Origin of the sequence: Streptococcus infantis SPAR10, assembly GCF_000279535.1 — a bacterium.
GTDB lineage: Bacteria > Bacillota > Bacilli > Lactobacillales > Streptococcaceae > Streptococcus > Streptococcus infantis_I.
On the sequence record NZ_ALCH01000006.1, the window covers coordinates 1 to 24,680 of the forward strand.

Below are 24,680 nucleotides of genomic sequence, written 5' to 3' on the forward strand. Positions count from 1 at the left end.
TTTTTTTATAATCGATTGCGGAAGACTTCGTACATAAGAATAGCAGCAGCAACGCTTGCATTGAGACTCTGTACATGTCCATTCATTGGAATAGTGATCATCTCGTCCACTTGCTTTTTGATGTTACTTGAGATACCTTTTCCTTCATTTCCGATAATGAGGGCGACCTTTCCACTGGTGTTCCATTTATGGCAAGGAGTTCCATTCATATCAGTACCAAAGGTCCAAAAGCCCTCTTCTTTAAGTTTATCCAAAGTTTGGCTGAGATTGGTTACGCGAGCAATGGGGACGTGCTCGATAGCACCTGTTGCTGTTTTTGCAACTACGGGTGTCACACCAACAGCTCGATGTTTTGGAATAATAACACCTGAAACGTTGGTTGCATCTGCCGTTCTTAGGATAGAACCTAAGTTATGAGGGTCAGTTAGTCCATCTAGAATTAATAGTAGTGGGTTTTCTTCTTGACGAGTCTGAGAAAGAATCTGCTCAAGTTCAGTGTAGGCAAATTCAGAAACACGTAGGACAAAACCTTGGTGGACAGCTCCTTCAGTCATTTCGGAAAGTGATTTTTTTGAAGTCCAAGAGATGGATACTTTCTTTTCAGTCGCCAGTTCCTTGACTTTTTCTACATTCTTACCTCGTAAATCATCCTGGAGATAGAGTTTGTTTCCAGTATTTGCTAACAGTGCTTCGGTAACGGCGTGAACGCCATAGACAATATCATTTGTTTTCATGGCTCTATTATAACATAAAACCCCGTCTTTCAACGGGATTTTCTTTATTCCAGAATTAGTAAACCTTCTTTGACTGCAAAAGGATCCTTTTCATTGATACGATCATAAAACATAACACCATTTAAGTGGTCAATTTCATGTTGGACAACGATGGAGTTGTAGCCTTTTAGCTTGATACGATGTTTTTCGCCATCCTTGTCAAAGTAGTCAACAGTCACTCGAGCGTGACGGATAACATAACCTGGAACAGCTCGGTCGACTGATAGACATCCTTCCCCCTCACCTAGAGCAGCATTTTGGACTGAATGTGAGACAATCTTAGGATTATACATAACAGCTTGTATGTCATAGGCTTCTTGAGGTGTTTCACCTTCCTCGGTGATATTAGGAACCAAAACAGCGATGATGCGTTTAGAGATATCTAATTGTGGTGCCGCAAGTCCAACTCCACCACGAAGGCCTAACTTTTCAGCCATAACAGGGTCTTGTGAATGTTTCAAAAATTGCATCATTTTTTCACCAAGGATGATATCTTGATCACTTAATGGAAAAGTGACTTCCTCGGCAACTGCACGTAGGGTTGGATTACCCTCTCGAATAATATCTTTCATATCAATCAAATGTGAAGCTTTTGTAATACGTTCTATAGCAGACATGTTCTCTCCTTCCTTCCTTCCTTCCTTCCATTACTATTACATGATAACACAAAACAGATGAGAAAGAAAGTCACAGAAGCTGTTATAAAATATTAGAATAAAAGAAAATACCTGTTTGTCTGTGGTATAATAAGATAAGGAGACTTGCATCAAAAAGCAAGGAGAAGAATGATGGAAAAACGCAGTAGTAGAAATCAAAAAGGTCCTGTCTTAGGACTTGTCAGAAAATTAATTCGTTTTTTTAGAAACTATCGCCAATGGAGTAATAAAACCTTTATTGTAGTTTTGTTAATCGTAGTTGCTATTTCTATGGCATTGACCTTATTATCTGAAGGGATAAAGGGGAATCCATTAGTGAATAGTAGTGTAACTACAGTGAGTCAGACAGCTGATTCTAAGGAGAAAACTACGGCAACAGAACAAGAAACAAGTGCTCGGATTATGGCCAATGGTGATTTGCTCTATCATGACATTATCTACATTTCAGCCAAAAAATCAGATGGCACCTATGATTTTCATGATAATTTTGAGTATGTAAAACCTTGGCTAAAGCAAGCAGACTTAGTTCTTGGTGATTTTGAAGGAACCGTAAATAAAGACCATTATCTTGCAGGTTATCCTTTGTTTAATGCGCCTGGTGAAGTTATGGATGCTATAAAAGATGCAGGCTATCAAGTGCTAGACTTGGCTCACAATCATATCTTAGATTCTCAGATTGAGGGAGTGGTTTCAACTGCAGATGCTATTGAAAAAGCAGGAATGACACCTGTCGGGGTCTATACCCATGAATCTCGAGATAAGGCACCTTTAGTTATCAAGGAAGTCAATGGTATTAAAGTTGCTATTTTGGCTTATTCCTATGGTTTTAACGGCATTGAACAAAGCATTTCTCAAGAGGATTATAATCGCTATCTTTCAGATTTAGATGAAGATAAGATGAAGGCTGAAATCGAGAGGGCTGAAAAAGAAGCAGATATCACGGTCATCATGCCTCAGATGGGAGTTGAGTATCAAATTGAGCCGACTGAGGAGCAAAAGAAACTTTACCATAAAATGATTGATTGGGGAGCTGATATTATCTTCGGTGGACATCCTCACGTTGTTGAACCTGCTGAAACGGTTGAAAAAGACGGTGATAAAAAGCTCATCATCTACTCTATGGGAAATTTTATCTCAAATCAACGGATTGAAACCATGCAGGATGTTGAAAACGCTAAATGGACGGAACGTGGAGTCCTCATGGATGTGACTATTAAGAAAAAATCAGGTAAGACGACCATAGAAACTGCCAAAGCCCATCCAAGCTGGGTTAGTCGTACTCCAAAGGGAGGCTATTCTCCAGAAGGGTATCCACTCTATCTTTACCAAACCTATATCTTGGAAGATTTTATAGAGGGAGGAAAATACCGCAGTCAGTTAGATGAGGCTATCAAGGAACGGGTAGACATAGCTTACAAAGAAATGAATGAGCATGTAGGTTTGAAGTGGTAGTTATTTGAACTACAAGGAGACATGATGGAAATTAAGATTATTGCGACAGACATGGATGGAACCTTGTTAGACCCGAGAGGTCAGCTGGATCTTCCTCGTCTAGAGAAAATTATAGATCAGTTAGACCGACGTGGCGTTCGTTTTGTCATTGCAACAGGAAATGAAATTCATCGTATGCGTCAATTACTGGGACATCTGGCAGAGAGAGTAGTTCTCGTTGTTGCTAACGGTGCTCGTATATTTGAAAACAATGAATTACTTCAAGCACAAACTTGGGATGACGATATGGTTGATAAAGCTTTAGCTTATTTCAAAGGCAGAGAATGCCAAAATCAGTTTGTTGTAACTGCTGTGAATGGTGGTTTTGTCAAGGAAGGTACAGTTTTTACAGAACTTGATAAATTTATGACACCAGAGATGATTGAAAAGCTCTATCAACGAATGAACTTTGTTGATGAATTTGACTCCAGTCTCTTCGGTGGTGTTCTCAAGATGAGTATGGTAGTCGGTGAAGAGCGATCGGAATCCGTTTTACAGGAAATCAATGACTTGTTTGATGGTCGTGTTCGAGCTGTTTCCAGCGGTTATGGCTGTATTGATATCTTACAGGATGGCATACATAAGGCCTGGGGCTTAGAGGAATTGCTCAAACGTTGGAACTTAAAACCTGAACAAATCATGGCCTTTGGTGATAGTGAAAATGACATTGAAATGTTAGAGTTGGCAGGAATTTCATACGCTATGGAAAATGCAGAAGAGGCTGTTAAGAGAGTTGCGACAAAAGTAGCTCCAGCCAACAGTCAGGCAGGTGTTTACAAAGTTTTAGAGAACTGGCTAGAAAGAGGAGAATAACTTGGCAGTACAGCTATTAGAAAACTGGCTCTTAAAAGAGCAGGAAAAAATTCAAACCAAGTATCGTGAACTCAATCAGATTTCGGTAATTGAACCAGATATCATCTTTATTGGAGATTCTATTGTTGAGTATTATCCCTTGCAAGAATTACTAGGGACAACAAAGACCATTGTAAATAGAGGTATTCGTGGTTATCAAACTGGCCTTTTACTTGATAACCTTGATGCCCACCTCTATGGTGATGCAGTGGATCAAATTGTACTTTTGATTGGGACCAATGACATCGGGAAAGATGTTCCAATGAGTCAAGCATTAAACAATCTTGAAAGTGTAATTCAAAGTATTTCTCGTGACTATCCGCTGTCACAGATTAAGCTAGTTTCTATTCTGCCAGTTCATCAAGGGGAAGAATACAAACAGACAGTTTATATTCGTACAAATGAGAAAATCAAGGCTTGGAACCAAGTCTATCAAGAGCTAGCTTCTGCATACATGCAGGTAGAATATGTGTCTGTTTTTGAAGAGCTACTAGATCAGGAAGGTCAACTCAAATCAAACTATACAACAGATGGGCTTCACCTCAGCGTTTCTGGCTATCAGGCCCTATCAGAAGCTTTGAAAACTAGTCTTTTCTAGCTATCTACTTGCATTTTTGCTTTTTTAACCTAGATAAGGTATAATATCTTTATAGTCTTTGGGGTCGTTACGGATTCGACAGGCATTATGAGGCATATTTTGCGACTCGTGTGGCGACGTAAACGCTCAGTTAAATATAACTGCAAAAAATAACACTTCTTACGCTCTAGCTGCCTAAAAACCAGCAGGCGTGACCCGATTCGGATTTCTCGTGTCTGAAGACAGGTCTTAATTTTAGCGAGATACGATCAAACTTTGTCTAGCAGTTTGATAAGAGATTGATAGACTCGCAGTTCCTAGGCTTGAGTTATGTGTCGAGGAGCTGTTAAAACAATACATAACCTATGGTTGTAGACAAATATGTTAGCAGGTGTTTGGACGTGGGTTCGACTCCCACCGGCTCCATTCTGTAAAGTTTCATCAAGTAAGATAAATGTATCGCAGGAGAATTACTCAAGAGGCTGAAGAGGACGGTTTGCTAAATCGTTAGGTCGGGTAACCGGCGCGGGGGTTCGAATCCCCCATTCTCCGTTAGAATTACGCTATGTTTTTTCTAAACCATACCCTTGGAGTGAGATTCCAAGAGTAAATTTTATACATTGAGGTATACTATGAAAAAGATTAAGTTTCTCAGTATCTTAGCACTTTCAACATTAGCCTTGGGTGCATGCTCTTTAACATCTAAAAAATCAGAATCTGCTTCTGCAACTACTGAACAAACGACAGAAGAACATAAAAAAGAATCAGCAGAAGAAAAAGTAAAAAAAGATGCAGAAGTTCTTCTAGATGCATTGCTTACGACAGAATCTGCTCGTTTCAAGAAGGTTTACGGTGAAACCTACGAAAAATGGACTGACGCTGTAATTGCAGTTCAAACAAGTGAAAAAATCAAGGAAGATGGTCTTTCACCTGCAACGACTTATACAGTACAATGGCACCAAGATTTTCCTGAAGAAACACCAGAGGAAACAATTTCAGGTTTCTTGAGAATGAAACGTAAGTTATTCCAAGATATCGGTTCTTATACTATCAAAGATGTGAAGGTTGATGAATCAGGTGATTCAGCTACTGTTACATTTACCTCTAAGAAATTACACTCTAAAGGATTGACTTCATCAATTCGAGAAGTGCTTACTATCCTCATTGGGGGTATCGATAACTTAGGTAAGTACAACAAAGCCGGTTCAAATGTTGATGTCAAACGTTACCAAACATTGGTAACATATTGGATTTATGAGCACCTATTCAGAAAAGATTTTGCTACCTATAGTGATGTAGATCCTGAAGCAGCTCTTACACCTCTTACAACTGGTGAATTTGATACAGAAATCAAATTGATAAAAGATAAGGATGGAAATTGGGTAATTTCTCAAGATGACTACCGTACCTTAACAACTGAGATGATGGATACTACAGAGGGATACGACAAGATTGACCGTAAGAACTCTACAAAGGCTAAAAATAAATCAACAGATAAGTCTAAAGACGAAGACAAATCTAAAGATGCCGACAAATCTAAAGACAAAGATAAATCAAAAGAAAAAAGTAACGTCTAAAACTTAAGATTTCAATGATAACAAGTAGTTCATGGTGAGCTACTTGTTTTTTTGATTATGGCAGAGATTAAGTAAAACTAAGGAAACTAATTTTGAGGCGAGATCTGATTTTTTTCTAAAATAGCCTGTCCAATCCTGAATTTCTTAAGTTTTTATCATATTTTGTGTTATAATTAAGGGGTGTTAAGAAAAAAATATGAAAAAACTAAATGTTTTTCATATAGTTTTCATTGTTTTAATAGTTTAAAGTCAATCTTATTTTTCTGTAATAGAAAATATTGAAAAAGTAGGTATAGAAAGAAGTAGTGGGAAATGTCGTCTCATAAAAAAGTTTCACTTTCTGAGATTAATCAGTCCATCGAGACTCCTAATAATAATCATTTCTGGCAAAATTTAAAGGCCTTTTTAGGTCCGGGTGCTCTTGTCGCAGTTGGTTATATGGATCCAGGAAACTGGATTACCAGTGTAGTCGGTGGTGCTTCCTATAAGTATAGTCTCTTGTTTGTTATCTTGATTTCATCTCTCATTGCCATGCAACTTCAGCAGATGGCAGGAAAGCTAGGGATTGTAACCCAGATGGACCTGGCTCAAGCAACAGCTCATCACTCACCAAAATGGCTTCGTTATAGTCTATGGGTGATTTTGGAGTTGGCCTTGATGGCGACGGATTTGGCAGAAGTTCTAGGTTCAGCCATTGCACTCAATCTTCTCTTTAAGATTCCGATTATGATAGCCATCCTTTTGACGGTGCTAGATGTCTTTCTCTTATTGCTCCTGATGAAGTTTGGCTTTAAGAAGATTGAAGCTATTGTGACAACACTGATTTTAACGATTTTAGCAATCTTTACTTATCTGGTAGCTTTATCAAATCCAAGTTTCCAAGGAATTGCTGAGGGTTATCTACCGAATGCAACCTTATTTGAGAGTCCTTTGCCAGGACATGAAAGTCAATTAACTTTAGCTCTGGGGATTGTAGGTGCAACGGTTATGCCCCATAACCTCTATTTGCATTCTTCCTTGTCTCAAACTCGGAAAATCAATCACAAGGACAAAAATGATGTTCGAAAAGCCGTGCGCTTTATGACCTGGGATTCTAATCTCCAGTTATCCTTGGCCTTTGTGGTTAACTCGCTTCTTTTGATCTTAGGAGCGGCCCTCTTTTTTGGCCATGCATCTGAGATTTCTGCCTTCTCTCAAATGTATAATGCCTTGCAGGATTCAACCATTGCAGGAGCTATAGCTAGTTCGACCTTATCAACCTTGTTTGCCTTGGCTCTATTAGCCAGTGGTCAAAATTCAACTATTACGGGTACCTTGACGGGACAAATCGTTATGGAAGGTTTCTTGCATATGAGATTGCCTCAGTGGTTCATTCGTTTGGCAACTCGTCTCTTTGCCTTGTTGCCTGTCATGATTGTAGCGGTTGTGTTTGGTCATCAGGAAAAAACCTTGGATCAGTTATTGGTCTATTCGCAGGTCTTTCTTTCAATCGCTCTTCCATTTTCAATCTTCCCTTTGATTTATCTAACTTCTAAGAAATCACTGATGGGCGAATTTACCAATGCTAAATGGAATACCATCCTTGGTTATATTGTTTCCATTATCTTAACAATTCTCAATGTGAAATTGTTATTTGATATTTTCTAAGAAATTCACCCGAGTTATAAAACAAGCATATAAGAAAAAAGATACCCAAGATTTCTTGGGTATCTTTTTGAAAATAAACGGAAGACATGGGATTCGAACCCACGCACGCTTTAACACGCCTACCGCGTTTCCAACACGGCCTCTTAAGCCTCTTGAGTAATCTTCCATTGTTTACTAACCTAGTCTACCATAAAGCCTTCTTTCTTGCAAATTTATTTAAAATTGAGGAGTCAGTGATAGAAAATGAAAGAAAGTGACAAAAAATGCTTGACTTTAATATTTTTTGTGATAGAATGAATAATGTAATCGTTAACAGGAGGTGGGTTCATGCTAAAAAGCGAGAGAAAAAAGTTGATTTTAGAAGAATTGAGAAAGCATAAAATCGTCTCTCTAGAGAAATTGGTAGGCTTGTTAGATACTTCGGAATCAACGGTTAGACGTGATTTAGATGAATTGGAGTCTGAAAATAAACTTCGTCGAGTGCATGGAGGAGCAGAGTTGCCTCACTCCTTGCAAGAAGAAGAAACCATTCAAGAAAAATCTGTCAAAAACCTTCAAGAGAAAAAGTGGATTGCTCAAAAAGCAGCTTCCCTCATAAAAGAAAAAGATGTTATCTTTGTGGATGCAGGAAGTACGACAGCCTTTCTCATTAAAGAATTGGAGCGAAAAGACATTACAGTGGTAACCAATTCCATTCACCATGCGGTTCAATTAGTGGATAAGCAAATCCCAACCGTCATTATCGGTGGTGGAGTCAAGATGACAACTGATGCCAGTATCGGAGGAGTAGCTCTCAATCAGATTAACCAACTGCACTTTGATCGTGCCTTTATTGGAATGAATGGTGTAGATGAAGGTTACTTTACAACTCCAGATATGGAGGAGGGCGCCGTCAAGCGTGCTATCTTAGAAAATGCTAAACAGACATATGTTCTAGCAGATTCATCCAAGATTGGTCAGTCTTGTTTTGCTAAGGTAGCTCCTATAAAACGTGCTATTGTCATTACATGCAAGGGTCATGAGCTCTTGCCAGCTATCAAAGAGAAAACGGAGGTAATAGAAGTATGATTTATACAGTCACACTCAATCCATCTATAGACTACATTGTCCGTTTGGACAAAGTGGAAGTTGGTAGTGTCAATCGTATGGATAGTGATGATAAGTTTGCTGGTGGTAAAGGTATCAATGTTAGCCGTGTCTTGAAGCGTTTGGATATTCCAAATACAGCGACAGGTTTCATCGGAGGCTTTACTGGAAAATTTATCACAGATACTTTAGCTGAAGAGCAAATCGAAACGCAATTTGTCCAAGTGGCAGAAGATACGCGTATCAATGTCAAAATCAAAGCAGACCAAGAAACAGAAATCAATGGGACAGGTCCTAATGTTGAGCCCGAACAACTTGAAGAGTTAAAAGCCATTCTTTCAAGTCTGACAGCAGAAGATACAGTTGTATTTGCGGGTTCGAGTGCTAAAAACTTAGGCAATGTCATCTATAAGGAATTGATTGCTTTGACGCGTCAGACTGGTGCTCAAGTGGTCTGTGATTTTGAAGGCCAGACCTTGATTGATAGTTTGGATTATCAACCACTTTTGGTCAAACCAAATAATCATGAACTGGGAGCTATCTTTGGAGTCAAGCTTGAAAGCCTTGATGAAATCGAGAAATACGCTCGAGAATTGCTGACTAAAGGTGCTCAAAACGTTATTATCTCTATGGCTGGTGATGGAGCCCTTCTGGTAACATCAGATGGAACCTACTTTGCTAAACCGATTAAAGGAACCGTGAAAAACTCAGTTGGTGCTGGTGACTCGATGGTTGCTGGATTTACCGGTGAGTTTGTCAAATCAAAAGATGCAGTAGAAGCCTTCAAGTGGGGAGTGGCTTGTGGAACAGCAACTACCTTCTCAGATGATTTAGCAACTGCAGCATTTATTAAAGAAACTTATGAAAAAGTTGAGGTAGAAAAAAGATGAAAATTCAAGATTTATTGAGAAAAGATGTCATGTTGCTTGATTTGCAAGCAACTGAAAAAACAGCAGCTATCGAAGAAATGATTCATAGCTTGGTGGAGCATGGATACGTGACAGATTTTGAAGGCTTTAAAGAAGGAATCTTAGCACGTGAAGCTTTGACTTCTACAGGCTTGGGCGACGGTATCGCAATGCCACACAGCAAAAATGCTGCTGTAAAGGAAGCTACTGTTCTCTTTGCTAAGTCGAACAAGGGTGTTGACTACGAAAGTTTAGACGGACAAGCAACCGACCTCTTCTTTATGATTGCTGCTCCAGAAGGTGCCAATGATACTCACTTGGCTGCCTTGGCAGAATTGTCACAATATTTGATGAAAGACGGATTTGCTGATAAACTTCGTCAAGTAACATCAGCTGATCAAGTCATTGAACTCTTTGACCAAGCTTCAGAAAAAGCTCAAGAACCAGTTCAAGCTCCTGTAAATGAATCTGGTGACTTTATCGTAGCAGTTACAGCTTGTACAACAGGAATTGCCCACACATACATGGCCCAAGAAGCTCTTCAAAAAGTGGCTGAGGAAATGGGTGTTGGTATCAAGGTTGAAACCAACGGTGCAAGTGGTGTTGGCAACAAATTAACAGCAGAAGATATCCGCAATGCCAAAGCTGTTATCATCGCTGCAGATAAAGCAGTTGAGATGGATCGTTTTGATGGTAAACCATTGGTGAACCGTCCAGTTGCAGATGGTATTCGTAAGACAGAAGAGTTGATCAACTTGGCTCTTTCTGGTAATGCTGAAGTCTATCGTGCTGCTAATGGAGCGCAAGCTTCAACAGCATCTAATGAAAAACAAAGTATCGGTGGTGCCTTCTACAAACACTTGATGAGTGGTGTATCACAAATGTTGCCATTCGTTATTGGTGGTGGTATCATGATTGCTCTCGCCTTCTTGATTGATGGTGCTTTGGGGGTTCCAAATGAGAGTCTTGGAAATCTTGGTTCTTACCATGAACTCGCTTCTATGTTCATGAAAATCGGAGGTTCTGCCTTTGGTTTGATGTTGCCAGTATTTGCAGGATATGTTGCTTACTCAATCGCTGAAAAACCAGGTTTGGTAGCCGGTTTCGTAGCTGGTGCTATCGCTAAAGAAGGTTCTGCCTTTGGTAAAATCCCTTACGCACAGGGTGGTGAAGCAACTTCAGCTCTTGCAGGGGTATCATCAGGTTTCCTTGGAGCCCTCGTAGGTGGATTTATTGCAGGTGCCTTGGTGCTCTTGGTTAAGAAATACGTGAAGGTTCCTCGCTCACTTGAAGGTGCTAAATCAATCCTTCTCTTGCCACTTTTTGGAACAATCTTGACAGGTTTTGTTATGCTAGCTGTTAATATCCCAATGGCCGCAATTAATACTGGTATGAACAACTTCCTTGGTGGTCTTGAAGGTGGATCAGCTGTCCTTCTTGGAGTCGTTCTTGGAGGAATGATGGCTGTCGATATGGGTGGACCTGTCAATAAAGCAGCCTACGTCTTTGGTACTGGTACTCTTGCAGCAACAGTTGCAACAGGTGGTTCAGTAGCCATGGCAGCAGTTATGGCTGGAGGAATGGTTCCACCGCTTGCAATCTTTGTGGCAACACTTCTCTTCAAGAATAAATTTACCAAAGAAGAACGTAACTCTGGTTTGACGAACATCGTTATGGGCTTGTCATTCATCACTGAAGGTGCGATTCCATTTGGTGCAGCAGACCCAGCTCGTGCTATCCCAAGCTTCATCCTTGGATCAGCGGTAGCAGGTGGACTCGTTGGTCTTGCAAATATCAAACTCATGGCTCCTCACGGAGGAATCTTCGTTATCGCTCTTACTTCAAATGCTCTTCTTTACCTTGTCTTTGTCTTGGTAGGAGCAATTGTCAGTGGTGTAGTTTACGGTTACCTTCGTAAACCATTAGAAAAATAATCACAAACACATTCAAATGACTGAACACGAAAGTGGGCAGTCATTTTTTTAACCTCTCGAAAAGTTTCTGAAATATGATATAATAGAAGCATGGCAAACAAGAATACAACTAAAACAAGACGAAGACCGTCTAAAGCAGAATTGGAAAGAAAACAAGCGATTCAACGAATGCTGATTTCCTTAGCTTTGGCTATCTGTTTAATTTTTGCTGCTCTTAAATGGGGAGCTGTCGGAATCACTGTTTATAACCTGATTCGCTTACTCGTAGGGAGTTTAGCATACGTAGCTATTTTCTCTCTCTTGATTTATCTATTCTTCTTTAAATGGATTCATAAACAAGAAGGCTTGCTAGCAGGTTTCTTCTTTATTTTTGCAGGCTTGCTCCTCATCTTTCAAGCTTATCTTGTCTGGAAGCTTAGCATGGCAAATGCTGTTTTTCAAGGAACGATTGGACAAATCTTTAAAGATTTAACCAGTTTTCAAGTAACCAGTTTTGCAGGGGGAGGCTTGTTAGGGGTAGGTCTCTACGTTCCGGTAGCTTTTTTGTTCTCAAACATCGGTACCTATTTCATCGGCACAATCTTAATCCTAATCGGAGCTCTTTTAATGAGTCCATGGTCTATCTATGATATTGCTGATTTTCTTTCAGCTCGATTTGCAATCTGGATGGAGCGCCGTGAACAGAAAAAACAAGAGCGCTTTATCAAGCGTGAAGAAGAGAAGACACGAAGAGAAGCAGAAGAGCAAGTAAGACTTGAAAAAGAAAGAGAAGAGCAGGCTTTGCTTGACATGCAGCCTGTAGATATGGAAACTGGAGAAATCTTATCAGACCAACCACTGCAAGAATTTCCTCCACTTCCAGAGGAGGAATGGGTAGAACCTGAGATTATTCTCCCCCAAGCTGATTTTGATTACCCTGAAGAAGCAGACTATCCAGAGGAAGAAGTTTTCTCTGAAGAAGAAGATGATGATGACGAAGAGGTAGAAGTTGACTTTTCTGCTAAAAAGGCCTTGGAGTATAAGCTTCCAAGTTTGCAACTCTTTGCGCCAGACAAACCAAAAGATCAGTCAAAAGAAAAGAAAATCGTTCGAGAAAATATTAAAATTTTGGAAGAGACCTTCGCAAGTTTTGGTATTAAAGTGACTGTAGAAAGAGCAGAAATCGGTCCGTCGGTGACCAAGTATGAGGTTAAACCTGCAGTTGGTGTCCGTGTCAACCGTATTTCAAACCTAGCAGACGATTTGGCTTTGGCTTTGGCTGCTAAAGATGTCCGTATCGAAGCACCGATTCCTGGGAAATCCTTGGTAGGTATCGAAGTTCCTAACTCGGAAATTGCAACTGTATCCTTCCGTGAGCTTTGGGAACAATCTCAAACAAAACCTGAAAATCTTTTAGAAATTCCTCTTGGGAAAGCAGTCAATGGTACGGCTCGTAGTTTTGATTTGGCAAAAATGCCTCACTTGCTAGTGGCCGGTTCGACAGGTTCTGGTAAATCCGTTGCAGTTAATGGAATTATCGCAAGTATTTTGATGAAGGCCCGCCCTGACCAGGTTAAGTTTATGATGGTGGACCCTAAGATGGTTGAGCTTTCAGTATACAACGATATCCCTCATCTCTTGATTCCAGTTGTGACCAACCCTCGTAAGGCCAGTAAGGCCCTTCAAAAAGTCGTTGATGAGATGGAAAACCGCTACGAACTTTTCGCTAGAGTCGGAGTTCGAAATATTGCTGGTTTTAATGCTAAGGTTGAGGAATTCAACGCTCAATCAGAGTACAAACAAGTACCCCTACCTTTAATCGTCGTGATTGTGGATGAGTTGGCTGACCTCATGATGGTTGCTAGCAAGGAAGTAGAAGATGCCATTATCCGACTTGGACAGAAGGCGCGTGCGGCTGGTATTCACATGATTCTTGCAACTCAGCGTCCTTCAGTGGATGTTATCTCTGGTTTGATTAAGGCAAATGTGCCGTCACGTGTAGCATTCGCTGTTTCTTCAGGAACAGATTCACGTACAATTTTGGATGAAAATGGTGCGGAGAAATTGCTTGGTCGAGGGGATATGCTCTTTAAGCCAATTGATGAAAACCATCCTGTTCGTCTCCAAGGTTCCTTTATCTCAGATGATGATGTCGAGCGTATTGTGAACTTCATCAAGGCCCAAGCAGATGCTGACTATGATGAAAGTTTTGACCCTGGAGAAGTGTCCGAGACTGAAGGCGACTTTGGTTCTAGCGATGATGCTGGAGATCCACTCTTTGAAGAAGCAAAAGCCCTTGTCATCGAGACACAAAAGGCGAGTGCCTCCATGATTCAGCGTCGTTTATCAGTTGGTTTTAACCGAGCAACTCGATTGATGGAAGAATTAGAGATGGCTGGTGTTATCGGTCCAGCTGAAGGTACAAAACCTCGAAAAGTCTTACAACAATAAAAAAATAGCTTCTTTCCGAAACTGGAGAGAAGCTTTATTGTTAAGGGTTTGTTTTATTGTCTGTCGCAACTGTATCAGATTGAGCAACTCCATCAGTTTGATTTTTTGGGACGTTGTTAGAAGCTTGAGTAGTCTCTTCTGATTGAACATTATTGTTTTTATCGTCAACTCCACCATTTGCAGAATTAGTTTCTTGGTTGCTTCCTTGATTCTGTGCAGGTGCATTGGATTCAGCGGGAGCTTCCTTTTGAATTTCCTTGATAATGGTTGTTTGTGGAGTCGTATCTTTATGATCCTTGTTTTTATCTAAAGCATTCATGATAGTGATACTAGCTGTAATCAAACCAAGGATACTGGCTAAAGTTGCAATTGTTTTTTGAAAGACGGTAAAGCCTTTTTTGATATGTTCAGTTTTAGGTTTTGATTTTCTACGATAGTTAGACATAATTTCTCTCCTTTACCATGATTCATTATACCCAAAATCTTTAAAAAAACTTAAATGAACCTGAACGGCATTTCTTGTCGCCTGAACTGTTTCGTGTTACAATAGAAGGAGTGATTTTAGAAAGCGTGAGAAACAATGATTTACTTTGATAATTCGGCTACGACCAAGCCTTATCCTGAAGTACTTGAAACTTACATGCAGGTGTCTGCAAAAATTATTGGAAATCCTTCTAGTCTTCATCGTTTAGGAGACCAGTCTACCAGAATTTTAGATGCATCTCGTCAACAGATTGCAGATTTAATTGGTAAGAAAAGCGAAGAAGTATTCTTTACTTCTGGTGGTACCGAAGGAGATAACTGGGTTATCAAAGGTGTGGCTTTTGAAAAAGCTCAGTTTGGTAAACACATCATCGTGTCTGACATTGAGCATCCAGCGGTTAAGGAGTCTGCTCTTTGGCTTCAGACTCAAGGATTTGAGGTGGATTTTGCACCAGTAGATGAAAAAGGATTTGTAGATGTAGCTGCTTTAGAAAATCTACTTCGTCCTGATACAACGCTAGTCTCTATCATGGCAGTCAACAATGAAATTGGCTCAATTCAACCTATTGAAGCGATCTCAGAACTATTAGCAGATAAACCAACGATTTCCTTCCATGTTGATGCTGTTCAAGCTTTAGCTAAGATTCCGACAGAAAAGTATTTGACTGACCGAGTGGATTTTGCGACCTTCTCTAGTCATAAATTCCACGGAGTTCGTGGTGTTGGATTTATCTATATCAAGTCTGGCAAGAAAATCACCCCCCTATTAACTGGTGGTGGCCAAGAGCGTGACTATCGTTCAACTACTGAGAATGTAGCAGGTATTGCTGCGACAGCCAAGGCTCTGCGTCTAGCCATGGAAAAACTGGATTTGTTTACAAGCAAAACAAGTCAGATGAAGGCAGTCATCCGTCAAGCTCTACTCGAATATCCAGATATTTTTGTTTTCTCAGATGAGGAAGACTTTGCGCCTCATATTTTGACTTTTGGGATTAAGGGTGTCCGTGGTGAAGTCATAGTTCATGCATTTGAAGACTATGATATTTTCATTTCCACAACCTCTGCTTGCTCGTCCAAGGCAGGAAAACCTGCGGGTACCTTGATTGCCATGGGAGTTGAAAAAGATAAGGCTCAGTCAGCAGTACGCGTCAGCCTAGACCTAGAAAATGACATGAGTCAAGTTGAGCAATTTTTGACCAAACTAAAATTAATTTACAATCAAACTAGAAAAGTAAGATAGGAGCATTCATGCAATATTCAGAAATTATGATTCGCTACGGGGAACTTTCAACCAAAGGTAAAAACCGTATGCGTTTCATCAATAAACTACGTAATAATATCTCAGATGTTTTATCTATCTATCCTCAAGTCAAGGTAACTGCTGATCGCGACCGTGCCCATGCTTATCTTAATGGAGCCGACTATGCAGCAGTAGCTGAGTCTCTCAAGCAGGTTTTCGGGATTCAAAACTTTTCTCCAGTATATAAGGTTGAAAAATCTGTAGAAGTTCTTAAATCTGCTGTCCAAGAAATTATGCAGGACATTTATAAGGAAGGCATGACCTTTAAGATCTCTAGCAAACGTAGTGATCACAACTTTGAACTGGATAGTCGAGAACTCAACCAAGTTCTTGGTGGTGCTGTTTTTGATGTTATTCCAACTATTCAAGCCCAGATGAAAAATCCCGATATTAATCTGCAAGTGGAGATTCGTGAAGAGGCGGCTTATCTTTCCTATGAGACCATTCGTGGGGCTGGTGGTTTGCCAGTTGGCACTTCTGGGAAAGGAATGCTCATGTTGTCAGGGGGGATTGACTCTCCTGTAGCAGGTTATCTTGCATTAAAACGTGGTGTAGATATCGAGGTTGTTCACTTTGCTAGTCCACCATATACCAGTCCAGGTGCCCTCAAGAAAGCTCAGGATTTGACCCGTAAATTGACTAAATTTGGTGGCAATATCCAGTTTATTGAAGTGCCTTTCACGGAGATTCAAGAAGAGATCAAGGCTAAGGCCCCAGAAGCATACCTCATGACTCTGACTCGCCGCTTTATGATGCGGATTACCGACCGTATCCGTGAAGTGAGAAAAGGTTTGGTCATCATCAATGGCGAAAGTCTTGGTCAGGTGGCAAGCCAAACTCTTGAAAGTATGCAGGCTATCAATGCCGTAACCAATACACCGATTATCCGACCAGTTGTGACCATGGATAAGTTGGAAATTATAGATATTGCTCAGGAAATTGATACCTTTGAAATTTCTATCCAACCCTTTGAAGACTGTTGTACGATTTTTGCACCTGATCGTCCTAAAACAAATCCAAAGATTAAGAATGCGGAGCAGTATGAAGCCCGTATGGATGTTGAAGGATTGGTTGAGCGAGCAGTGGCAGGAATTATGATTACTGAAATTACCCCTCAAGCTGAGAAAGATGCGGTTGATGAGTTAATTGATAACCTCCTTTAATCAGAAAAACCAGAGGAAAAAATAAAATAAGTAAAAAAGTTAGTTTATTGTCCTAAATTTGGACGGAAACTGACTTTTTTTCTATTTTTATGATATAATTAGGTAAAATTTTGAATATAGAGAGTTTTCTGACAATGAATCAATCCTACTTTTACCTGAAAATGCGAGAACATAAACTCAAGGTTCCATACACAGGCAAGGAGCGCCGTGTACGTGTTCTCCTCCCGAAGAACTACGAGAAAGACACGGATCGAACTTATCCAGTTGTCTATTTCCATGATGGTCAAAATGTCTTTTACAGTAAAGAATCCTATGTCGGTCATTCATGGAAGATCATTCCTACCATTAAACGGAATCCAGATATCAGCCGTATGATTGTAGTGGCCATTGATAATGATGGCTTAGGACGGATGAATGAGTACGCGGCATGGAAATTCCAAGAGTCTAACATCCCTGGTCAACAGTTTGGTGGTAAGGGAGTTGAGTACGCTGAGTTTGTCATGGAAGTGGTCAAACCCTTTATCGATGAAAACTATCGTACAAAGTCAGACCGCAAGCATACAGCTATGGTTGGGTCTTCTCTAGGCGGCAATATTACCCAGTTTATTGGCTTGGAGTATCAGGATCAGATTGGGTGTTTGGGAGTATTCTCATCAGCTAACTGGCTTCACCAAGAGGCCTTTGATCGCTATATGGAGCGTAAAAAACTATTACCTGACCAGCGTGTCTTTATCTATGTTGGAACGGAAGAAGCAGATGACACGGATAAGACCCTTATGGCTGGTAACATTAAGCAGGCCTATATTGACTCTTCTCTTAGCTATTATCATGATTTGATAGCAGGAGGAGTTGAGTTGGAAAATCTCTCTCTCAAGGTTCAGGCTGGAGCCATTCACCATGAAGTGCCATGGTCAGAAAATCTTCCAGCTTGCCTACGCTTTTTTGCAGAAAATTGGTAATTAGTATAAAGGAGACAGGATATGCATATTGAACATCTTAGCCACTGGAGTGGTCATCTTAACCGTGAAATGTATGTCAATCGATACGGACATGGAGGCATCCCAGTTGTTGTCTTTGCTTCTTCAGGTGGTAGCCACAATGAATACTATGATTTTGGCATGATTGATGCTTGTGCATCCTTTATTGAAGAAGGTCGCGTGCAGTTCTTTACCCTTTCAAGTGTAGATAGTGAGAGCTGGCTTGCGACTTGGAAAAATAGTCATGACCAAGCTGAAATGCACCGTGCTTATGAGCGATACGTTATTGAAGAAGCCATTTCTTTTATCAAGCATAAGACAGGCTGGTTTGACGGTATGATGACAACAGGATGCTCTATGGGAGCCTATCACGCTTTGAATTTCTTCCTCCAGCATCCAGATGTCTTTACCAAGGTTATCGCCCTCAGTGGTGTCTATGATGCTCGTTTCTTTGTTGGAGATTACTACAACGATGATGCTATCTATCAAAATTCACCAGTAGACTATATCTGGAATCAAAATGATGGTTGGTTTATCGATCGTTACCGTCAGGCTGAGATTGTCATCTGTACAGGACTAGGTGCTTGGGAACAGGATGGCCTTCCTTCTTACTACAAGTTAAAAGAAGCTTTTGACCAAAAACAAATTCCTGCCTGGTTTGCAGAATGGGGGCACGATGTTGCCCATGACTGGGAATGGTGGCGTAAACAAATGCCATATTTCCTCGGTCATATGAGTCTATAAAAGGAGTTGCTTATGAATTATCTTGTAATTTCACCCTATTACCCACAAAATTTTCAGCAATTTAGTATTGAGCTAGCCAATAAAGGAATCACAGTTCTAGGGATTGGGCAAGAACCCTACGAACAACTAGATGAACCATTACGCAATAGCTTGACGGAGTACTTCCGAGTTGATAATCTTGAAAATATCGATGAGGTTAAACGAGCAGTTGCCTTTCTTTTCTATAAGCATGGTCCAATTGACCGCATTGAATCACACAATGAATACTGGCTAGAGTTGGATGCTGCCCTTCGTGAACAGTTCAATGTTTTTGGTGCCAAACCAGAAGATCTCAAGAAGACCAAGTTCAAGTCTGAGATGAAAAAACTCTTCCAAAAAGCTGGGGTACCAGTTGTTCCAGGTGCTGTCATTGAAACAGAAGCAGATGTTGACAAAGCTGTGAAAGAAATCGGTCTTCCCATGATTGCAAAACCTGACAATGGAGTAGGTGCGGCAGCAACCTTCAAACTAGAAACAGAAGATGATGTAAACCACTTTAAGGCTGAATGGGACCATTCAACCATTTATTTCTTTGAAAAATTTGTTACCTCTAGTGAAATCTGTACCTTCGATGGTTTGGTAGATAGAGATGGGAATATTGTCTTTTCAACTACATTTGACTATGCACATACACCCCTTGATCTCATGATTTACAAGATGGACAATTCTTATTATGTTCTTAAAGATATGGATCCAAAATTGCGTAAATATGGTGAGGCTATTGTCAAGGAATTTGGTATGAAAGAACGTTTCTTCCATATCGAGTTCTTCCGTGAGGGTGATGATTATATTGCCATTGAGTACAATAACCGTCCAGCGGGTGGCTTCACTATTGATGTCTATAACTATGCGCATTCCTTGGATTTGTACAAGGGCTATGCAGCTATCGTTGCAGGTGAAGCATTCCCAGAGTCTCCATTTGAAACCCAGTATTGCTTGGCAACATCTCGTCGCGCCAATGCTAACTATGTTTATTCAGAAGAAGACTTGCTCGCTAAATATGGTCAGCAGTTTAAAGTAAAGAAAATCATGCCGGCAGCCTTTGCTGAATTGCAAGGAGACTATCTCTATATGCTTACGACTCCAAGTCGTGAGGAAATGGAGCAGATGATTAAGGATTTTGGTCAGCGTCAAGAATAATCGAAATTAGGACTTAACAAAGGATGTTTGTTAGGTCTTTTTTGTAGACTTGAAATAAAAGCGTTTTCCCCTTAGATTCTTTTAGAAAATCTGTTGCTAAAAGGTTTAAAAATTGATAGAATAGGGATTGTCTAAAAAATATTAAGGAGAATCTATCAATGGATTTCACATGGGCAGTCAAATATGCCACTGAATTTTTGGGAACAGCTATCTTGATTATCTTGGGTAATGGTGCAGTTGCCAACGTTGAACTTAAAGGTACGAAAGGTCACCAAAGTGGCTGGCTCGTTATCGCTGTTGGTTACGGTATGGGGGTTATGATCCCAGCTTTGATGTTTGGTAACGTTTCTGGTAACCATATCAACCCAGCCTTCACTCTTGGACTTGCAGTTAGCGGTCTCTTCCCTTGGTCACAAGTAGCCCAATACATCATCGCACAAGTGTTGGGAGCAATCTTCGGACAAGCCTTGGTTGTTGCGACTCACCGTCCCTACTACTTGAAGACAGAAAATCCAAATAACATCTTGGGAACTTTCTCAACAATTTCAAGTATCGACCACGGAACAAAAGAATCACGCTTCGCAGCAACTGTGAACGGATTTATCAATGAGTTTGTTGGGTCATTTGTTCTTTTCTTCGCAGCACTCGGTATGACAAAGAACTTCTTTGGTGCTGAATTGCTTTCTAAAGCCCAAGGATTGATTAATGACCAAGTGGCACAAGCGACTGCTCAAGGTCAAACAATTCCTCAAGAACAAGTAACAGCAGCTCTTGAACAAGCAAAAACTCAAGTGGCTCCATTCTTGTCACCAGGTCTTGGTATCGCACACTTGGCACTTGGTTTCCTAGTAATGGCCTTGGTAACATCTCTTGGTGGACCTTCAGGACCAGGTTTGAACCCAGCTCGTGACTTTGGACCACGTCTTCTTCACGCAGTACTTCCTAAATCAATCCTTGGTGAACACAAGGGTGATTCAAAATGGTGGTATGCTTGGGTACCAGTAGTTGCACCGATTGCTGCTGCTATTGCAGCTGTAGCACTTTTCAAATTACTTTACCTATAATATTTAAAAACTGGGTTTTCCCAGTTTTTTCTTTTTAGTACAGTTGTGTCTTATAGAATTAAAGGGTGAAATCGTCAGACTTTTTTCATTTTAAATCAAAAGATGTAAATATGGCAAAAATATGGTAAAATAGAGTATTAAGTAAACGTTAAAAAGGAATATTATGCGTAAAGAAATTGCACCTGAATTATACAATTACAATAAATTCCCTGGTCCAGAATTTCATCTATCTGGAGATAAAGTCGAGGCTGAAGGATTCACCTTCAACTTGGTTGAAAATAGTAAGGAAGCCTTTGATGCAACAGCTTTTACTCAACGCTTTTCGGAAGTTTTAAACAAGTATGATTATATTGTAGGAGACTGGAGCAATGAGCAGTTGCGCTTGCGAGGATTCTACAAGAATGAGCGAGCTGAAGAATCTCTCGAGAAAATCAGTCGTTTACAAGATTATCTACTCGAGTATTGTAGCTATGGATGTGCCTATTTTGTCTTAGAAAATGAGACACCGAAACGAGCACCATTTGACCAAAAAATGCGCAAGAAAGAAGAAGAGAAAGACAACCGTAAAGGGAAAAAGTCTTCTCAAAATAAGAAAAAAAATCATACGGACAAGAGAAATAGACGTCGTCGTAAAGAACAGAAACCTCAGAATGAAGAAAAGGGACAACGTCATTTCGTCATCCGTAAGAAAGACTAGAAAATAAGGAGAAAAGATGAAACCGTCGATTTATAGTTTAACTCGTCAAGGAATGCAAGAATGGGTCTTAGAGCAAGGAGAAAAGAAATTCCGAGCGGATCAAATCTGGGAATGGCTTTACCGTAAACGTGTTCAGACATTTGAAGAAATGACTAACTTGTCTAAGGATTTGATTGCCAAACTCAACGAGCAGTTTGTAGTCAATCCCTTGAAACAACGTATCGTTCAAGAGTCAGCCGATGGTACTGTGAAGTACCTCTTTGAGTTACCAGACGGTATGTTGATTGAGACTGTTCTTATGCGCCAACACTACGGTTTATCAGTCTGTGTCACTACGCAGGTAGGATGTAATATCGGTTGTACCTTCTGTGCGTCAGGTTTGATCAAGAAGCAACGGGACCTCAATAACGGAGAAATTGTAGCTCAAATTATGCTTGTTCAAAAATATTTTGACGAACGTGGACAAGATGAGCGTGTTAGCCATATCGTTGTTATGGGTATTGGAGAACCATTTGATAACTACAATAACGTTTTGAACTTTATTCGTACCATCAATGATGACAAGGGAATGGCTATCGGTGCTCGTCATATCACCGTATCAACCTCTGGCTTGGCTCATAAGATTCGTGAGTTTGCCAATGAAGGAGTCCAGGTTAACCTTGCTGTTTCTCTTCATGCTCCAAACAATGAACTGCGTTCAAGCATTATGAAGATTAACCGTGCCTTTCCAATTGAAAAACTCTTTGCAGCGATTGAATACTACATCGAAACAACCAACCGCCGTGTAACTTTTGAGTATATCATGCTTAATGAAGTCAATGACGGAGTCGAACAAGCACTTGAGTTGGCAGAATTGCTCAAGAATATTAAGAAATTGTCATATGTCAACTTGATTCCTTACAACCCGGTCAGTGAGCACGACCAATATAGTCGTAGTCCCAAAGAGCGTGTAATGGCCTTCTATGATACGCTCAAGAAAAAAGGCGTCAACTGTGTTGTTCGTCAAGAACACGGTACAGATATTGATGCCGCATGCGGACAATTGCGTTCAAATACCATGAAACGTGATCGCCAAAAAGCAGTAGCTGAAGTAAATCCATAAGATGAATCGAAAAACATTACTAAGCCTGGGAATCGTGTTATACAGTCTTTGTATCGTCTGTTTTTGTTTTACTCCCCAGCCTCAACTTCCTACAGGAGTGGAAACTCCAGGTATTCAAACTTTTGGACGCCTGGTTTTTCTTTTGACGCCTTTTAACTCCCTTTGGAATCTGGGAGAAGTAACTAGCCCTCTACAGCTGTTTTGGATTTTTTTGCAAAATGCCTTAAATATCCTCTTGCTCTTCCCATTAATTTTCCAGCTTCTCTATCTCATCCCTAGTCTCAGAAAAACGAAGCGTGTGATTTTGTTTAGCTTTTTATTGAGCTTGGGAATCGAATGCACACAATTAGTTTTGGATTTTTTCTTTGATTTTAATCGGGTATTTGAGATTGATGATTTATGGACCAACACTTTGGGTGGTTACCTGGCTTGGGTCCTTTATAAACTACTACATAAAAACAAGATAAGGAATTAAAATGAGTATCTTAGAAGTAAAAAATTTAAGTCACGGTTTTGGTGACCGTGCGATTTTTGAAGACGTATCCTTCCGTCTCCTCAAAGGTGAACATATCGGTCTGGTCGGTGCTAATGGTGAAGGGAAATCAACCTTCATGAGCATCGTGACTGGTAAGTTGGTACCTGATGAAGGTAAGGTGGAATGGTCCAAATATGTGACAGCAGGTTACCTGGACCAGCATGCAGTTCTCAAAGAAGGTCAAACTGTGCGTGATGTTTTGCGTACAGCCTTTGACGAATTATTCAAAGCCGAAGCTCGGATCAATGATCTTTATATGGAAATGGCAGAAGAGGGCGCTGATATTGATGCCCTAATGGAAGAAGTCGGCGAACTTCAGGACCGTTTGGAAAGTCGTGACTTCTATACCTTGGATGCTAAGATTGACGAAGTCGCGCGTGCTCTTGGTGTCATGGATTATGGTATGGATACGGACGTAACAGCCTTATCTGGTGGACAAAGAACCAAGGTACTCTTGGCCAAACTTCTTCTTGAAAAGCCAGATATCCTACTTCTTGATGAGCCAACCAACTATCTAGATGCGGAGCATATTGACTGGCTCAAGCGTTATCTGCAGAACTATGAGAATGCCTTTGTCCTTATTTCGCACGATATTCCATTCCTCAATGATGTGATCAATATCGTATATCACGTTGAAAATCAACAGTTGACTCGTTATTCTGGAGATTACTACCAGTTCCAAGAAGTCTATGCCATGAAGAAATCGCAACTGGAAGCAGCCTATGAGCGTCAACAGAAAGAAATTGCGGATCTCAAGGATTTCGTGGCCCGTAATAAAGCTCGTGTCGCAACTCGAAATATGGCTATGTCTCGCCAGAAGAAATTGGACAAGATGGACATTATCGAGCTTCAAAGTGAGAAACCAAAGCCATCATTTGATTTCAAAACAGCTCGTACACCTGGTCGCTTTATTTTCCAAGCCAAGGACTTGCAGATTGGATACGATCGTCCCCTTACCAAACCCTTAAATCTTACCTTTGAGCGCAATCAAAAGGTTGCCATTATCGGTGCCAATGGTATCGGGAAAACAACCCTCTTGAAGAGTCTTTTGGGGATTATTCCTCCAATCGCTGGGGAGGTTGAACGTGGGGACTATCTAGAACTCGGCTACTTTGAGCAAGAAGTGGAAGGTGGCAATCGTCAGACGCCACTGGAAGCAGTTTGGAATGCCTTTCCGGCGCTCAATCAAGCAGAAGTCCGTGCTGCCCTTGCCCGCTGTGGTTTGACTACTAAACACATTGAAAGTCAGATTCAAGTCTTGTCAGGTGGAGAGCAAGCCAAAGTGCGTTTCTGTCTCTTGATGAACCGTGAGAACAATGTCCTTGTTCTAGATGAACCTACTAACCACTTGGATGTGGATGCTAAGGACGAACTCAAACGTGCTCTGAAAGAATACAAGGGTTCTATCCTCATGGTTTGCCATGAACCAGACTTCTATGAAGGATGGATGGATCAAATCTGGGATTTCAATGAGTTAACATAAATAGTCATAAAAAAGCACGTAC

The 24,680-nt window shown here is 40.5% G+C and carries 22 protein-coding genes, 2 tRNA genes and 1 other RNA gene; 21 read left to right on the forward strand and 4 right to left on the reverse strand.

Features of this window, described 5'->3' with window-relative positions; genetic code table 11:
• Positions 1–5: 5 nt before the first annotated feature.
• Positions 6–734 carry a 23S rRNA (guanosine(2251)-2'-O)-methyltransferase RlmB gene (gene rlmB, locus SPAR10_RS09780; protein WP_004253760.1) on the reverse strand — a complete coding sequence of 243 codons (729 nt, stop codon included), beginning with the start codon at positions 732–734 and terminating at the stop codon, positions 6–8.
• Positions 735–778: 44 nt separating this feature from the next.
• Positions 779–1,390, reverse strand: a complete 612-nt coding sequence (gene def, locus SPAR10_RS09785; protein ID WP_004253763.1) for a peptide deformylase — start codon at positions 1,388–1,390, stop codon at positions 779–781.
• A gap of 171 nt (positions 1,391–1,561) precedes the next feature.
• Between def and SPAR10_RS09790 the strand changes: the two genes are divergently transcribed.
• The 7 genes from SPAR10_RS09790 to SPAR10_RS09815 all read left to right on the forward strand — a co-directional run bounded on the left by SPAR10_RS09790 (position 1,562) and on the right by SPAR10_RS09815 (position 7,573).
• Positions 1,562–2,881: a CapA family protein gene (locus SPAR10_RS09790; protein ID WP_004253765.1), complete on the forward strand. Its 1,320-nt coding sequence runs from the start codon at positions 1,562–1,564 to the stop codon at positions 2,879–2,881.
• A gap of 24 nt (positions 2,882–2,905) precedes the next feature.
• A complete protein-coding gene (locus SPAR10_RS09795) occupies positions 2,906–3,733 on the forward strand; it encodes a Cof-type HAD-IIB family hydrolase (protein ID WP_004253767.1) in 828 nt (275 codons plus the stop codon).
• Position 3,734: 1 nt separating this feature from the next.
• A complete protein-coding gene (locus SPAR10_RS09800) occupies positions 3,735–4,370 on the forward strand; it encodes an SGNH/GDSL hydrolase family protein (protein ID WP_004253770.1) in 636 nt (211 codons plus the stop codon).
• Positions 4,371–4,430: 60 nt separating this feature from the next.
• Positions 4,431–4,778: a transfer-messenger RNA gene (ssrA, locus tag SPAR10_RS10935) on the forward strand.
• A gap of 35 nt (positions 4,779–4,813) precedes the next feature.
• Positions 4,814–4,901 (forward strand) — tRNA-Ser (locus SPAR10_RS09805).
• A gap of 80 nt (positions 4,902–4,981) precedes the next feature.
• Positions 4,982–5,926 (forward strand): hypothetical protein, encoded by a 945-nt coding sequence (locus SPAR10_RS09810; RefSeq protein ID WP_004253772.1) that lies wholly within the window; start codon positions 4,982–4,984, stop codon positions 5,924–5,926.
• 312 nt (positions 5,927–6,238) lie between these two features.
• Complete coding sequence (locus SPAR10_RS09815) at positions 6,239–7,573, forward strand: Nramp family divalent metal transporter (protein WP_004253775.1); 1,335 nt, start codon at positions 6,239–6,241, stop codon at positions 7,571–7,573.
• Positions 7,574–7,651: 78 nt separating this feature from the next.
• Here SPAR10_RS09815 and SPAR10_RS09820 read toward each other — a convergent pair.
• A tRNA-Ser gene (locus SPAR10_RS09820) sits at positions 7,652–7,739 on the reverse strand.
• A gap of 161 nt (positions 7,740–7,900) precedes the next feature.
• On the opposite strand from SPAR10_RS09820, the gene SPAR10_RS09825 reads away from it, so the two are divergent.
• From SPAR10_RS09825 to SPAR10_RS09840, 4 genes are all read left to right on the forward strand, one after another.
• Positions 7,901–8,641 (forward strand): DeoR/GlpR family DNA-binding transcription regulator, encoded by a 741-nt coding sequence (locus tag SPAR10_RS09825; protein WP_004253779.1) that lies wholly within the window; start codon positions 7,901–7,903, stop codon positions 8,639–8,641.
• Positions 8,638–9,549 carry a 1-phosphofructokinase gene (gene pfkB / locus SPAR10_RS09830; RefSeq protein WP_004253780.1) on the forward strand — a complete coding sequence of 304 codons (912 nt, stop codon included), beginning with the start codon at positions 8,638–8,640 and terminating at the stop codon, positions 9,547–9,549. The genes SPAR10_RS09825 and pfkB overlap by 4 nt, the downstream gene beginning before the upstream one ends.
• Positions 9,546–11,501: a PTS fructose transporter subunit IIABC gene (locus SPAR10_RS09835; protein ID WP_004253785.1), complete on the forward strand. Its 1,956-nt coding sequence runs from the start codon at positions 9,546–9,548 to the stop codon at positions 11,499–11,501. The genes pfkB and SPAR10_RS09835 overlap by 4 nt, the downstream gene beginning before the upstream one ends.
• Before the next feature lie 141 nt (positions 11,502–11,642).
• Positions 11,643–13,931, forward strand: a complete 2,289-nt coding sequence (locus SPAR10_RS09840; RefSeq protein WP_416068963.1) for a DNA translocase FtsK — start codon at positions 11,643–11,645, stop codon at positions 13,929–13,931.
• A gap of 40 nt (positions 13,932–13,971) precedes the next feature.
• Here SPAR10_RS09840 and SPAR10_RS11265 read toward each other — a convergent pair whose 3' ends face one another.
• The gene (locus SPAR10_RS11265; protein ID WP_004253788.1) at positions 13,972–14,376 is read right to left on the reverse strand and encodes a DUF6556 family protein; all 405 of its coding nucleotides are present in this window, start codon (positions 14,374–14,376) and stop codon (positions 13,972–13,974) included.
• 135 nt (positions 14,377–14,511) lie between these two features.
• Here SPAR10_RS11265 and SPAR10_RS09850 point away from each other — a divergent pair, with 135 nt between their 5' ends.
• The 10 genes from SPAR10_RS09850 to SPAR10_RS09895 all read left to right on the forward strand — a co-directional run bounded on the left by SPAR10_RS09850 (position 14,512) and on the right by SPAR10_RS09895 (position 24,658).
• Complete coding sequence (locus SPAR10_RS09850) at positions 14,512–15,654, forward strand: cysteine desulfurase family protein (protein WP_004253791.1); 1,143 nt, start codon at positions 14,512–14,514, stop codon at positions 15,652–15,654.
• 8 nt (positions 15,655–15,662) lie between these two features.
• Complete coding sequence (gene thiI, locus SPAR10_RS09855) at positions 15,663–16,877, forward strand: tRNA uracil 4-sulfurtransferase ThiI (RefSeq protein WP_004253794.1); 1,215 nt, start codon at positions 15,663–15,665, stop codon at positions 16,875–16,877.
• A 134-nt stretch (positions 16,878–17,011) separates the two neighbouring features.
• Positions 17,012–17,836: an alpha/beta hydrolase gene (locus tag SPAR10_RS09860; RefSeq protein WP_004253798.1), complete on the forward strand. Its 825-nt coding sequence runs from the start codon at positions 17,012–17,014 to the stop codon at positions 17,834–17,836.
• A 21-nt stretch (positions 17,837–17,857) separates the two neighbouring features.
• Positions 17,858–18,598 carry an esterase family protein gene (locus SPAR10_RS09865; RefSeq protein ID WP_004253802.1) on the forward strand — a complete coding sequence of 247 codons (741 nt, stop codon included), beginning with the start codon at positions 17,858–17,860 and terminating at the stop codon, positions 18,596–18,598.
• Positions 18,599–18,610: 12 nt separating this feature from the next.
• Positions 18,611–19,777, forward strand: a complete 1,167-nt coding sequence (locus SPAR10_RS09870; protein WP_004253804.1) for an ATP-grasp domain-containing protein — start codon at positions 18,611–18,613, stop codon at positions 19,775–19,777.
• A gap of 158 nt (positions 19,778–19,935) precedes the next feature.
• Entirely contained in the window at positions 19,936–20,841 is a 906-nt protein-coding gene (gene gla, locus SPAR10_RS09875) for an aquaglyceroporin Gla (protein WP_004253806.1), read from the forward strand.
• Between the two features lie 163 nt (positions 20,842–21,004).
• The gene (locus SPAR10_RS09880) at positions 21,005–21,538 is read left to right on the forward strand and encodes a YutD family protein (protein ID WP_004253808.1); all 534 of its coding nucleotides are present in this window, start codon (positions 21,005–21,007) and stop codon (positions 21,536–21,538) included.
• A gap of 16 nt (positions 21,539–21,554) precedes the next feature.
• A complete protein-coding gene (gene rlmN, locus SPAR10_RS09885) occupies positions 21,555–22,640 on the forward strand; it encodes a dual-specificity RNA methyltransferase RlmN (protein ID WP_004253810.1) in 1,086 nt (361 codons plus the stop codon).
• A gap of 1 nt (position 22,641) precedes the next feature.
• Entirely contained in the window at positions 22,642–23,115 is a 474-nt protein-coding gene (locus SPAR10_RS09890) for a VanZ family protein (RefSeq protein ID WP_004253812.1), read from the forward strand.
• A gap of 1 nt (position 23,116) precedes the next feature.
• Positions 23,117–24,658 carry an ABC-F family ATP-binding cassette domain-containing protein gene (locus SPAR10_RS09895; protein ID WP_004253814.1) on the forward strand — a complete coding sequence of 514 codons (1,542 nt, stop codon included), beginning with the start codon at positions 23,117–23,119 and terminating at the stop codon, positions 24,656–24,658.
• Positions 24,659–24,680: the final 22 nt, after the last annotated feature.